The 12,933-nt window shown below is 45.1% G+C and carries 12 protein-coding genes; 5 read left to right on the forward strand and 7 right to left on the reverse strand.

What is annotated here, in order from left to right:
- Nucleotides 1-5 precede the first annotated feature (5 nt).
- From R7Z49_RS07800 to cobA, 4 genes are all read right to left on the reverse strand, one after another.
- Nucleotides 6-1,730 carry an SLC13 family permease gene (locus R7Z49_RS07800; RefSeq protein ID WP_318111517.1) on the reverse strand — a complete coding sequence of 575 codons (1,725 nt, stop codon included), beginning with the start codon at nucleotides 1,728-1,730 and terminating at the stop codon, nucleotides 6-8.
- 250 nt (nucleotides 1,731-1,980) lie between these two features.
- Nucleotides 1,981-3,411, reverse strand: coding sequence for a sulfate adenylyltransferase subunit CysN (cysN, locus tag R7Z49_RS07805; RefSeq protein WP_318111518.1), 1,431 nt, complete (start codon nucleotides 3,409-3,411; stop codon nucleotides 1,981-1,983).
- 18 nt (nucleotides 3,412-3,429) lie between these two features.
- On the reverse strand, nucleotides 3,430-4,338 hold the full coding sequence (cysD, locus tag R7Z49_RS07810) for a sulfate adenylyltransferase subunit CysD (RefSeq protein ID WP_005379592.1): 909 nt from the start codon (nucleotides 4,336-4,338) through the stop codon (nucleotides 3,430-3,432).
- 59 nt (nucleotides 4,339-4,397) lie between these two features.
- A complete protein-coding gene (gene cobA, locus R7Z49_RS07815; protein WP_031780800.1) occupies nucleotides 4,398-5,273 on the reverse strand; it encodes a uroporphyrinogen-III C-methyltransferase in 876 nt (291 codons plus the stop codon).
- A 275-nt stretch (nucleotides 5,274-5,548) separates the two neighbouring features.
- Here cobA and cpdB point away from each other — a divergent pair, with 275 nt between their 5' ends.
- Complete coding sequence (gene cpdB / locus R7Z49_RS07820) at nucleotides 5,549-7,510, forward strand: 2',3'-cyclic-nucleotide 2'-phosphodiesterase (RefSeq protein ID WP_213885603.1); 1,962 nt, start codon at nucleotides 5,549-5,551, stop codon at nucleotides 7,508-7,510.
- Nucleotides 7,511-7,607: 97 nt separating this feature from the next.
- A complete protein-coding gene (locus R7Z49_RS07825) occupies nucleotides 7,608-8,186 on the forward strand; it encodes a Crp/Fnr family transcriptional regulator (protein ID WP_017820293.1) in 579 nt (192 codons plus the stop codon).
- A gap of 54 nt (nucleotides 8,187-8,240) precedes the next feature.
- Here the strand turns inward: R7Z49_RS07825 and dbpA are convergent, their stop codons facing one another.
- Nucleotides 8,241-9,620: an ATP-dependent RNA helicase DbpA gene (dbpA, locus tag R7Z49_RS07830; RefSeq protein WP_318111519.1), complete on the reverse strand. Its 1,380-nt coding sequence runs from the start codon at nucleotides 9,618-9,620 to the stop codon at nucleotides 8,241-8,243.
- Between the two features lie 142 nt (nucleotides 9,621-9,762).
- Here dbpA and R7Z49_RS07835 point away from each other — a divergent pair, with 142 nt between their 5' ends.
- A complete protein-coding gene (locus R7Z49_RS07835; protein WP_025768352.1) occupies nucleotides 9,763-10,224 on the forward strand; it encodes a GNAT family N-acetyltransferase in 462 nt (153 codons plus the stop codon).
- Nucleotides 10,225-10,315: 91 nt separating this feature from the next.
- Here the strand turns inward: R7Z49_RS07835 and R7Z49_RS07840 are convergent, their stop codons facing one another.
- The gene (locus R7Z49_RS07840) at nucleotides 10,316-10,912 is read right to left on the reverse strand and encodes a LysM-like peptidoglycan-binding domain-containing protein (protein WP_017820296.1); all 597 of its coding nucleotides are present in this window, start codon (nucleotides 10,910-10,912) and stop codon (nucleotides 10,316-10,318) included.
- 232 nt (nucleotides 10,913-11,144) lie between these two features.
- On the opposite strand from R7Z49_RS07840, the gene R7Z49_RS07845 reads away from it, so the two are divergent.
- Nucleotides 11,145-11,765 carry an FKBP-type peptidyl-prolyl cis-trans isomerase gene (locus tag R7Z49_RS07845; protein WP_005383137.1) on the forward strand — a complete coding sequence of 207 codons (621 nt, stop codon included), beginning with the start codon at nucleotides 11,145-11,147 and terminating at the stop codon, nucleotides 11,763-11,765.
- A gap of 153 nt (nucleotides 11,766-11,918) precedes the next feature.
- The gene (locus tag R7Z49_RS07850; protein ID WP_017820297.1) at nucleotides 11,919-12,398 is read left to right on the forward strand and encodes a DUF2780 domain-containing protein; all 480 of its coding nucleotides are present in this window, start codon (nucleotides 11,919-11,921) and stop codon (nucleotides 12,396-12,398) included.
- A 135-nt stretch (nucleotides 12,399-12,533) separates the two neighbouring features.
- Here the strand turns inward: R7Z49_RS07850 and rplQ are convergent, their stop codons facing one another.
- The gene (gene rplQ / locus R7Z49_RS07855) at nucleotides 12,534-12,914 is read right to left on the reverse strand and encodes a 50S ribosomal protein L17 (RefSeq protein ID WP_005383141.1); all 381 of its coding nucleotides are present in this window, start codon (nucleotides 12,912-12,914) and stop codon (nucleotides 12,534-12,536) included.
- Nucleotides 12,915-12,933: the final 19 nt, after the last annotated feature.

Below are 12,933 nucleotides of genomic sequence, written 5' to 3' on the forward strand. Positions count from 1 at the left end.
CGGAATTAAAACGGGAAAAAGACCGGGATCAAAGTAAGTACTAATACAGAGTACACAATCGAAATTGGCACTCCAATTCTCACGTAGTCGGTCAATTTGTAATTTCCTACGCTGTACACCAGCAGGTTAGTTTGGTAACCGTAGGGAGAGATAAAGCTCGCACTCGCGCCGAACAAAACCGCCATGATGAATGGCATCGGATCCACGCCATAACCCACCGCCATGCTATAGCCGATAGGAAAAGAAAGCGCAGCCGCGGCATTGTTTGTCACCAATTCAGTGAGTACCAATGTCATGATATAAGTCGCCACCAAGGCACCAAGTACTCCCCAGCCATTAAACGCTTCAATAAACATCACTCCCATTCTTTCTGACAATCCAGAAGAGATCATCAGTTGAGCAATAGACAAAGCGGAACCGACAATCACGACGATATCGATCGGAAAACGGCGGCGCAGTTCTGAAATCTGCACAATACCAAACGCAATAAGCGCGATAAGGTACGCAGCTAGACCTTTAATAATCGGTACTAACTCTAATAGAGCGCATCCAATTACGGCTGCAAAGCCCAGCAATACAATAGAAGACTTATTCGTATCAAGCCGAGCGCTAGAGTCCAAGTCATGCACTAAAACAAACTCTTTACGATGAGCTTGGCGTTCAGACTCAAAACGCTTTCCTGGAACCAGAACTAACGTGTCTCCTGGCGCTAAGGTAATACTACCCAAGCCACCTTCTAGGCGTTCGTGGCCTCGGCGAATCGCCACAACAACGGCATCGAATCGGTCGCGGAATCGGCTCTCTTTGAGGGTTTTGTAGCAAAATGTCGCCGACGAGCTCACCACAACTTCGATAAAGTTTTGCCCATTTAAGTGCTGCTGACCAAACAACTTGAGGCCCGGAATTTCTTGCAGGGTCGCGACGCTCTCAACATCGCCACAAAATAACAGGCGGTCTTTTGCGTTGAGCACAAAATCCGGTCCCACAGAAGAAACAGTAACACCATCGCGCACCACTTCTGCAAGAAACAGTTTGCGCAGCGCACGTAAATTATTCTCGCTGATCGTACGCCCAACTAGCGGTGAGCCAGGCTCAACGCGAGACTCAAGAAAGTAAGGTAAATCTTCTTGGTTTTGATCATCATAATTCGGTAGCAAGTAGCTCAGTGGAATAAGAATCAGCATCCCTCCCACCAGCACAGCCAAACCTATCATCGTAGGTGTAAAAAAGCTCAGGCTCGGTAAGCCTGCGTCTTCGACAAAGCTGTTGATGATTAAGTTAGTCGACGTACCAATCAAAGTTAATGTGCCACCAAAAATGGCGGCGTAAGACAAGGGGATAAGTAATTTCGAAGGTGCATGCTGCTGATTACGCTTAATCGCCCCAATCAATGAAACAACCACAGCGGTATTATTCGTAAATGAAGAGAGCAAGGCTGTCGATACGCCGAGCTTAGCAATCACGCTGCCTAACTGGCCCTCAGAGATACTTCGGCTCACCCAACTGATCAGCAGTGTTTTTTCTAGAGCACAGGATGCAAGAATCAATAGAACCAGGGTTAACAATGAAGAGTTGGTAAAATTGGATGCGATAGTGGCTGAATCCATCATCCCAGCCATGAATGCAATAAAAGCGGCACCCGCAAAGACATAACTAGGCTTAATTTTCGTGACAAGCAAGCAAGTGATAATGCCAAGCAAAATCGCTAACACAAACCCTTGTTCCCACATAGCCTTTCCTTACCAAATAGCCCTAAAGGGCACAACAACGACTCATTTATCCATGAATCACCGACAAACGAGCAAACAGACAAAAATCAGCGCAAGCGAAAAGAACATCAGAATGCTCGGTTTCTTGGGCTCCACCGAAGCATTCTGGTATTAGGAGAATACCTAACGACATTTCGCAATTCAGTTAGGTAGCGACACCCCAAGTACAACAGCAAACAGTGCCTGAAATTATCGTACTTGGGTGAGCCAGTTACTTTTTCAGAAACTGGCTGACGTCTTTTGCTTCCCAGTGTGGGAAGTGTTTACGGACAAGCGCATTAAGCTCAACTTCAAACGCAGAGATGCCCGTCAAATCGCGCTCAACCACGGCGAGGCTCTCTTTAACCATGCCAGCACCAACCGTCACGTTTGTCAGACGATCGATAATGATAAAGCCACCGGTATCTGCACAGTCTTGATAATTGTCCAGCGCGACTGACTCATTAAGAGACCATTCACACAAACCAATACCATTCAATGGCAGCTCTGCCGAGCTATGAGTCGAGAGATTATTAATGTCATATTGATGACGAATCGCTTCAACATGACCTACGGTTTTCTTACCTGCGATTTTGATGTCATAGTCACGACCCGGTTGCAGGGGTTGCTCTGTCATCCATACCACATCGGCAAGCAAATGGTTTGTGGTTTCCACTTGAGCATTATCTAGAACAATCAAATCGCCACGGCTAATATCGATCTCATCGCTTAGCGTCAGAGTGGCAGCTAATCCGGCACGAGCTTCTTCGATATCACCATCAAATGTCACAATACGTGCCACAGTTGACGTTTTACCCGATGGCAATGCTTTAATGGCATCACCGACTTTGATCGAACCAGAAGAAATGGTCCCCGCAAAACCACGGAAATCGAGGTTAGGACGATTAACGTATTGCACAGGGAAGCGGAATTCACCCGCGCCTTTTTCTTGATCCACATCGACCGTTTCAAGAAGCTCAAGCAATGATGGGCCTTTAAACCAAGTCAGGTTTTGGCCTTTATCCACCACATTGTCCCCTTCAAGCGCTGAGATCGGGATGATTTGAATATCAATATCCCCTGTCAGATTCTCAGAGAACTTCAAATACTCGTCGCGGATCTCTTCAAAGCGCTCTTGCGAGTAATCCACTAAGTCCATCTTGTTGATCGCCACAACAAAGTGCTTCAAGCCCAACAGGTTGGAAATGAAAGAGTGACGACGAGTTTGATCGAGAATGCCCTTACGTGCATCAACCAGAATCACAGCTAAGTCACATGTCGATGCACCTGTAGCCATGTTACGTGTGTACTGCTCGTGTCCAGGAGTATCTGCAATGATGAATTTACGTTTCTGCGTCGAGAAATAGCGGTAAGCCACATCAATCGTGATCCCCTGCTCACGCTCAGCTTGTAAGCCATCGACCAACAACGCAAGGTCAGGCTTTTCACCCGTGGTACCCACACGTTGGCTGTCTGAGTGCACTGCCGCTAGCTGATCTTCATAAATTTGTTTTGAGTCATGGAGTAAGCGACCGATTAATGTACTTTTACCGTCATCCACCGAGCCACAAGTCAAGAATCTAAGTAACGACTTGTACTGGTGTTGTGTTAAATAGCCTTCGATACCAAGCTCGGCTAATTGAGCTTCAACTGCACTGTTCATTATCTTTCCTTAGATCCTTTAGAAGTAACCTTGACGTTTCTTAAGCTCCATCGATCCTGACTGATCGTGGTCGATCGCTCGGCCTTGGCGCTCACTCGACGTTGCCACCAGCATCTCTTCGATAATGCCAGTTAAAGTGTTTGCTTCAGACTCGATGGCCCCAGTCAATGGATAACAACCAAGGGTACGGAAGCGCACACTCTTCTCTTCAATCACTTCACCCGGTTGAAGCTCCATACGATCATCATCAACCATGATCAGCATGCCATCGCGTTCAACAACTGGGCGTTTGTCCGCGAGGTAAAGCGGCACGATCTCGATGTTTTCTAAATAGATGTATTGCCAGATATCAAGCTCAGTCCAGTTAGACAGCGGGAATACACGAATGCTCTCACCCTTATTGACCTGGCCGTTGTACGTCTTCCATAGCTCAGGACGTTGGTTTTTAGGATCCCATGTATGGTTCTTATCGCGGAATGAATACACACGCTCTTTCGCCCGTGATTTCTCTTCGTCGCGGCGCGCACCACCAAAGGCCGCATCAAAACCGTACTTGTTCAGCGCTTGTTTTAAGCCTTGAGTCTTCATGATGTCAGTGTGCTTAGAAGAACCATGAACAAACGGACTACAGCCCATGGCTAGACCTTCTGGATTCTTATGTACCAAAAGCTCAAAACCGTATTTGGCCGCGGTGCGATCACGAAATTCAATCATCTCGCGGAACTTCCAATCGGTGTCAACATGCAGCAATGGAAATGGAATCTTACCTGGGTAAAAAGCTTTACGCGCAAGGTGCAGCATCACTGATGAGTCTTTACCAATCGAATACATCATGACTGGGTTATCAAACTCAGCCGCAACTTCACGGATGATGTGGATACTCTCCGCTTCGAGTTGTTTAAGGTGAGTTAAACGTTGTTGGTCCATGTTTTGTATTTCCTTTTTAAGCTTGAAGGCGCATTACGTCTCTAATCTTTGGTCTGAAATTATATGGAGTTGGCAATAGCACTTTTGTTGAATTCAGTACTAGACAAAAACCAGTCTAACTTTTGAGACAGCCGCACTACCTCTCCGACAACAATCAAAGATGGCGATTGTGCTTCCTTCGATAAATCAGAGAGTTGGGAGAGTTCTCCCGTAAATACTTTTTGTTGAATCTGCGTGCCACGCTCAATAATGGCAATCGGAGTCGACGCTGAACGGCCATGCTTAATGAGTTGATTCTGAATATAGTGTGATTTCATCAGCCCCATGTAGATCACTAAAGTCTGATTCCCACGCGCCAACGTGGACCAATCCATCTCATCACTTTCTTCTTTCAAGTGGCCAGTCACAAAGATGGCCGATTGCGCATAATCACGATGAGTCAGTGGAATACCAGCATAAGCGGTTGCGCCAGCTGCTGCGGTAATGCCAGGGACAACTTGAAAACGAACGCCGGCATCAGCAAGCACTTCTAACTCTTCACCACCACGACCAAATACAAACGGATCCCCACCTTTAATGCGCACTACTTTGTAGCCCTGCTTGGCAAAATCCACCAAAAGCTGATTCGTCTTCTCCTGCGGCACACTGTGATGCCCAGCTCGCTTCCCAACGCACACCAAAATCGTATCGCTTGGAATCAATGCCATGATTTCTTCAGACACCAAGTAGTCGTACAAAACCACGTCAGCTTGCTGCAAGCAGTTCAGTGCTTTCACCGTCAGAAGTTCAGGATCGCCTGGTCCTGCACCTACTAAGGCGACTTCACCAGGCTGTAGCGATTGCTTTGCAAAACGAGTAACACCAGCGACTGGGTTGTCAGAAACTAACCGGGGCTTTGGTTTAGGAAAAGAAGTGACTGAATCGTTCGTTGCCATGTGCTTGCTCATCGTCCATTGATATCGTTATGCAAGCATTATGGCGGGGCGTTTATATTACCTGAAATTCTAAAATTTCATTTTTTATTCAAAAATCTGCTAAGAAGTTTTTGTTTGGTCTCATTCAAAAGCGTGAAAAAGTCGGCGGTTAATATGAATAAGGTTCAGTAAACTGATTAATGTTCACAGTTTTCTGTATCTTTATCATCGAGTTGCATCCGTGTTTGATACATTACGCAGTACGATTTCCCCTTATCATTGAATTGGAGCACCAAATGAAAGTGGCAGTTCATCCTATTTCCCTCGCAGTATTAAGTGGCATGCTAACGCTTGCTGGCCCAACAATGGCCGATACCATCAAGCTTCGTATTATCGAAACCACCGACATTCACACCAACGTGATGGATTACGATTACTACAAAGACCAACCATCACAGCAAATCGGTTTAAGTCGCGCAGCGACAATAGTGAAACAAGCTAAGTCCGAGACAGAAAACACGGTACTAGTAGATAACGGTGATTTAATTCAGGGCAGCCCAATGGGCGATTACATGGCGGCAAAGGGGATTAATCCTGGCGACGTGCACCCAGTCTACAAAGCGATGAACCAGCTAGACTACGATGTGGGCAACATTGGCAATCATGAGTTCAACTATGGCTTAGATTTCCTACAAACGACGTTGAAGGGTGCAAACTTCCCTTACATCAATGCAAACGTATTTGATAAACAAACCGGTGAGCATTACTTCAAGCCTTACCTCATCAAAACTCACACATTTAAAGACACAAACGGCGAAGCGCATCAAATAAAAGTGGGTTACATCGGCTTTGTACCTCCACAAATTATGGTGTGGGATAAGAAGAACTTAGAAGGCAAAGTCTTTGCTAAAGACATTAAGGAAACAGCAGAGAAACTGATTCCTCAAATGAAGAAAGAAGGCGCAGACGTGATTGTGGCGATTCCACACTCGGGCATTTCTACTGATCCATACAAACTAGGCGCTGAAAACTCTGTTTACTACCTCACAGAAGTTGAAGGTATTGATGCGATTGCTTTTGGTCACTCTCACGCCGTCTTCCCAGGGAAAGACTTCGCAAACCTACCTGGTGTTGATATAAATAAAGGGACCATCAATGGTGTAACGTCCGTGATGCCGGGCCGCTGGGGAAGTCACGTAGGTGTGATGGATTTGATGCTGAAAGAGAAAGACGGCAGATGGCAAGTCGTCGAAGGCCAAGCAGAAGCACGCCCTATCTTCGATAAAGTAAATAAGAAGTCATTAGCTAAAGCCGATGCAGATATTGTGAAAGCGTTAGAAGAAGATCACAAAGGCACTCGTGAATTTGTAAACCAACCAATCGGCAAAGCAAATGATGTCATGTACAGCTTCTTGGCATTAGTGCAGGACGACCCCACCATTCAAATCGTTAACCTTGCTCAGAAAGACTACGTAGAACGCTTTATTCAAGGCGACCCAGACCTTTCTGACATTCCAGTACTGAGTGCGGCAGCACCATTTAAAGTCGGCGGTCGTAAGAACGATCCGAATAACTTTACAGAAGTAGAATCCGGTCAGCTCACCTTCCGTAATGCGGCCGATCTTTACTTATATCCAAACACCTTGGTTGCGATGAAAGTGAAAGGTAAAGAAGTTCGCGAATGGCTAGAGTGCAGTGCGGGTCAATTCAACCACATCGACATCAACAATCCTAAACCGCAATCTTTGATTGATTGGGATAATTTCCGTACGTACAACTTCGATGTTATTGATGGGGTTAACTACCAAATCGACGTTACCCAACCGCCGAAGTACGATGCGGATTGTAAAGTGATTAATCCAGATTCTCAGCGCATTGTGAATCTGACGTTCAATGGTAAGCCTGTCAATCCGAAGCAAGATTTCATCATCGCAACCAATAACTACCGTGCATATAGCAATACTTTCCCTGGTACAGGCCCAGATTTCATTGCATTTGACGCACCAGATGAAAACCGCTCTGTCGTCGCCACTTATATTTCTCGCGTGAGTGAAGAAAAAGGAGAAGTGACACCAAGCGCTGACAACAACTGGTCTTTCGCACCGATTAAGTCCGATAACAAGCTAGATATTCGTTTCGAAACCTCCCCTAGCGATAAAGCGGCGCAGTTCATCAAAGAGAAAGGACAATACCCAATGAAACGCGTGTCAACAGACGACATTGGTTTCGCAATTTATCAAATCGATCTGAATAAATAAGGTTGATTTGACAACAACACTAAGCGGCTCTCATGAGCCGCTTTTTTGTTACCAATAAAACCCGTTAAAATAAAGAAAACCGTTTCTGAGTTATCACATGCACAGCGATCTTTTTTCAGACTTAGTCAAACATGGCTTTTTAGAGACAGAAGCAAACCAACTTATTGAAAATGGTGAGTTACTCGAACTGCCTACACGCCACATTCTTAATCACCAAGGGGAGTTTAGCTCACACCTTTACTTCATCATTGAGGGGTTATGCCACGCAAGCTATCTTACTGAGCACGGCAAAGAATTCAGTAAAGAATTTTATTGGGAGAAGGACTGGGTTATCGGGTTTGAGAGCATAATAAAGGACCAACCTTCGCCTTACTTATTGGAAACGCTGAGCGCTTGTCAGCTATTTTGCTTGCCAATTGAAACGTTGCATCACTGGCGAGCAGAAAAGCACGCCATTTACTTAAAGCTACTCGAAAACCAACTGGTTAATAAAGAGAACAAAGAACGCTTTATGTTGCTCTACTCTCCAGAAGAACGATATCAATTATTTTGCGCTCATTACCCAGATTTAAAGCAACGTATTACCGATAGTCAAATTGCGGCCTACCTGGGCATTACACCAATCAGTTTGAGTCGAATCAAAGCACGCTTAACCAAAGATCACACTCTCAAATAAACTCAAAAAAGAAAAAAGCTCTTCAAACGAAGAGCTTTTTCTCTGCTATTTGAGCTATTTAAGAATTCGCGCCCGGAACTGGCGCCCTTTCATCTTGCCGTTACTAATGGTTTGTAGAGCCTTTTTAGCCACAGACTTTTCGACGGCAACATAAGCGCGCACAGGGAACAGATGGATCTTTCCGACTTGAGAGCCTGGAATACCATTTTTTCCTGTCAGACAACCTAAAATATCACCCGGTCGTACTTTCTGTTTCTTACCGCCATCAATGTTAATCGTCACCATCTTCGCTTGGTATGGCTGCTGATTTGATTTGGCAGGCAATGTTGCTGGTACCACGTCCATCTCTAGGTATTCTTCAATACGAGCTACACGTAAACCGTCTTTCTCACCAAAAAAGCTAAACGCTAAACCTTTACTACCCGCACGACCTGTACGACCAATACGGTGCACATGAACCTCAGGATCGCGCGATAGCTCAAAGTTAAAGACAGCATCAAGATTATCAACGTCCAAACCACGCGCTGCAACGTCTGTTGCAACAAGGATAGACACACTCTTGTTAGCAAACTGCACCAATGCTTGGTCGCGTTCACGCTGCTCTAAGTCCCCGTGGATATCGATAACGCTGAGTCCTTTGTGATGCAACTCATCTGCGACACTTTGCACTTCTTTTTTGGTATTACAAAAAACAACCGCGGACTCTGGTTGGTGAGTCAGCAGCAAATTCGCCAATGCTTCATCACGCGCTTCCGAGCCTTCAACTTTATAGAAGTACTGCGCAATGCTTGAAGTATCATGCGTCGATTCCACCTTAATCACTTCCGGTGTCTGCATTATACGCTGCGCAATTTGCTCAATTTTTTCTGGAAAAGTAGCACTGAAAAGTAGAGTTTGACGCTGCTTTGGCGCTGCATCGATGATTGCATCTAATGCGTCTTGGAAACCCATGTCCAACATGCGATCAGCTTCATCTAGCACCAAGGTATTCAGTTCGCTAAGATCAATTCGGCCTTTTTCAAGGTGATCCAAAATACGACCAGGAGTACCAACTAGGATATGCGCACCATGCTCTAACGAACCAATTTGTGGCCCCATTGGCATCCCACCGCAGAGAGTAAGCACTTTAATATTATGAATGCCGCGACCTAAAGTACGAATTTCCTTCGCTACTTGATCTGCAAGCTCACGTGTTGGACACAATACTAATGACTGGACACGAAAGCGTTTGACGTTGAGGTTCGATAAAACCCCTAAACCAAATGCAGCGGTTTTACCTGAGCCCGTTTTACCCTGCCCGATGACATCACGATGTTTTAGGATTGCAGGCAAGCTCAAAGCTTGAATTGGCGTCATGTGGGTATAGTTCAGGGAATCAAGTGTGGCGAGTAACGCTGGGTTAAGCCCAACTTGATCGAATGTTTGTTTGCTCACGGGGATATCCTCAGGTGAGATGGAAAGAGGGCACATTATCACCAGATTTGGTGGGAAAACCAGTGCTAATTAACCTTTGTTAATGAGTATGAGCTCAAAACAAAGTAAAGTCAGTCACTCTATTCTCATTACGGATAACAACATGCTCACTTGGATTACTTTGCCCTTTGCTCAGCTAACAACCACGCAGCTGTATGAAATGATGAAATTGCGTGTGGATGTATTCGTTGTTGAACAAACCTGCCCTTACCCTGAACTTGATGGTAAGGACACGCTGGAAGGCATTTATCATCTAATAGGCTATCACGGTGATGAACTGGTTGCTTGCGCAAGATTACTGCCCGCAGGCACTACGTATGACAATGTGAGTATTGGTCGAGTGGTGACAAAGCAGACCGCGCGAGGCGGTGGCTTAGGTCATAAGTTATTGGACAAGGCCTTGGCACAATGCGAAACATTATGGCCAGGACAGACAATAGATATAGGTGCTCAAGAACACCTCATCCAGTTTTATGCTAGTCATGGATTCAAGGTTATCTCAGAGTGCTATCTTGAAGATGGTATCCCTCATGTGGATATGCGGAAAGAATCCGTAGCGCTATAAGCTTCAACTCGATTGGTTACTATGAAAACTAATCGCTATGAAAAACTGACTAAAAAGACGCGATATCTTCGCGTCTTTTCATTTGAAGCGTTTACTTGTTACGTCCAAAGGTCCCATCCGATAAACGGAAAAACATAACGGACCGCCCGCTTTTTTCCAGCTGTAGCATATCTAACTCGCCTTCGTCACTAAGCTTAAAGCGAATCAATTGTCCCTGCTTTATTTGGCTTAGCGGCTTATCACTGCCTTCTATTTTGACCAGAGCGCTAAGATCCGCCATAGAGAGCTGATTACTTCTGAAAACCTGCGCTAATGTATCACCATTTTTAACCGTGTACTCTTTCCAGTCTTCAGATTTCGGTCCAGAGTTCTGAGAGGTTCGCTGCTGGCTTAAACTCTGCGCGTTCAGCTCAATCGCTACGCGTTGATGATCGACCTCAGTCTGCTCAACTGGCTGGTCTGTTTTATTCGGCAAAGGAATAACAAGGAGTACCAGAATCAATGGCACTAAGACCATCAAAGCACGCTGATGAAATTTAGGCAGGCGCAACCAAAACTGCTTAACAGGCTGTATACGCTCCAACCATTGCTCTTTGTTGAACGGCTGCTTCCAGTCGATAGCAGCGAATTTTTGTTTAACCAACTCGACATAGTCGACTTGCTGCTTTTTCTTTCTGCGACGATTCATTGTAATGAGTCCCTTAATACTTCTACGGCCAGTATAAAAATACCGACGCGGAGAGTATATGTTTTTCACCAAACTAAAATGGAATTGGGATTAAATTAGCAGAAATTTCACTTGGAGTAAGAGATAAGTCACAACCTGGCCGCCTCAATTAAGCATTCAGTCGCAATCATTTAAACCTAAGCTCGAAACTGATATCCTGTTACTTTTATCACTCCTAATAAGAGCGACATTCATGTCTGAAATTAAATTTGAAACTGCAGAACAAAAAGCAAGCTACGGCATTGGTCTGCAAATGGGTCAGCAACTTGCAGGCTCTGGTCTTGAAGGTCTTAGCGTTGATGCTATCGCAGCGGGTATTGCAACAGCACTAACTGGTGACATGCCATCAATCGAAATTGATGAAATCAACAAAGCACTACAAGAACTTCACACTCGTGCAGAAACAGCTCGCCAAGAAGCAGCAAAAATTGCGGCAGCAGAAGGCGAAGCGTTCCTAAAAGACAACGCTCTACGACCTGAAGTTAACGTTCTAGACTCTGGTCTTCAGTACGAAATCATTTCTGAAGGTACTGGTGCAGTTCCTACAGCAGAAAGCTCAGTTCGCGTTCACTACCACGGTGAGCTAACTGACGGTACTGTATTCGATAGCTCTGTATCTCGCGGTCAACCTGCTGAATTCCCTGTTACAGGTGTGATCAAAGGTTGGGTAGAGGCACTACAACTAATGCCTGTTGGCTCTAAGTGGAAGCTATACGTACCACAAGATCTTGCGTACGGTGAGCGTGGCGCTGGTGCGGCTATCCCTCCATTTGCAGCTTTAGTTTTCGAAGTAGAACTATTAGATATTATCTAATTGAAACCATTTTCAATTATGATTAAATAAAACGGCGCACTAGCGCCGTTTTTTTGTCTAAACTGAATAGACTTTCTCACCTCTGAACCTTTCACTCTGATAGCCTTTAAAAATAAAATCACTTTTAAAAAACGCTCAACCTTTGGAGGTACTATGCGTAAAACACTCCTAACTCTAGCACTCCTATCAATCAACATTGGTAGTGCGCACGCATTCTTAGATTCAGTCACTCAAAAAAGTAAAGAAAGTGGTCTGATGGACATGGTCGGCAGCAGCTTGAACACCGAGTCATCTCCATTAACAGACATGCTAACTAGCCAATTACCAGTATCCACTGAGCAAGCAGCCGGAGGCAGTGGTGCGCTACTCGCTTTGGCTCAAAGCCAGCTTTCGCAAGAAAATAGTAGTGAATTACAGTCTTTGATTCCTGGACTTTCAAACTTGCAAGGAGCACAAAGCTTACTAGGAAATATTGAGAATATCAGTGCAGTAAAAAGTGCATTCGATACGTTAGGTTTAGACCCATCTATGATCAGTCAGTTTGCTCCAGTAATCTTGGATTACTTGAACAAGCAAGGCGCTAGCGAAGGGCTTCTAAGTTCGTTGGGCGGGTTGTGGAATACTAGTAAATAAGCGTAAGTGATAATCACTTTTTAAATTGCCAGTCTGCATGGGTTGAAATAAATGCAGGCTGGATATAAAGGTTTACAGAATTACAGATACAAAAAAGCCGAGCTAATGCTCGGCTTTCTCGTTCTTACGAACTGATTACTCAGCAGCTTCTTCAGCAGCTGGGCGATCTACAAGCTCAATGTAAGCCATTGGAGCTTTATCACCAGCACGGAAGCCAGCTTTTAGGATACGAGTGTAACCGCCCTGACGAGCAGCAAAACGTGGACCTAGTTCGTTAAATAGTTTTGCAACTACTTCGTTGTCACGAGTACGTGCAAATGCTAGACGACGGTTAGCAACACTGTCAGTCTTAGCTAGTGTAATCAAAGGCTCAACTACGCGACGTAGCTCTTTTGCTTTTGGCAAAGTAGTCTTGATAACTTCATGACGTACTAGAGAGCTAGCCATGTTGCTGAACATCGCTTTGCGATGTGAGCTGTTGCGGTTGAGTTGACGACCACTCTTACGATGGCGCATGACCTAATCCTTCTAACTA

The sequence above is a fragment of the Vibrio sp. 1562 genome (assembly GCF_033340155.1).
Lineage (GTDB): Bacteria > Pseudomonadota > Gammaproteobacteria > Enterobacterales > Vibrionaceae > Vibrio > Vibrio alginolyticus.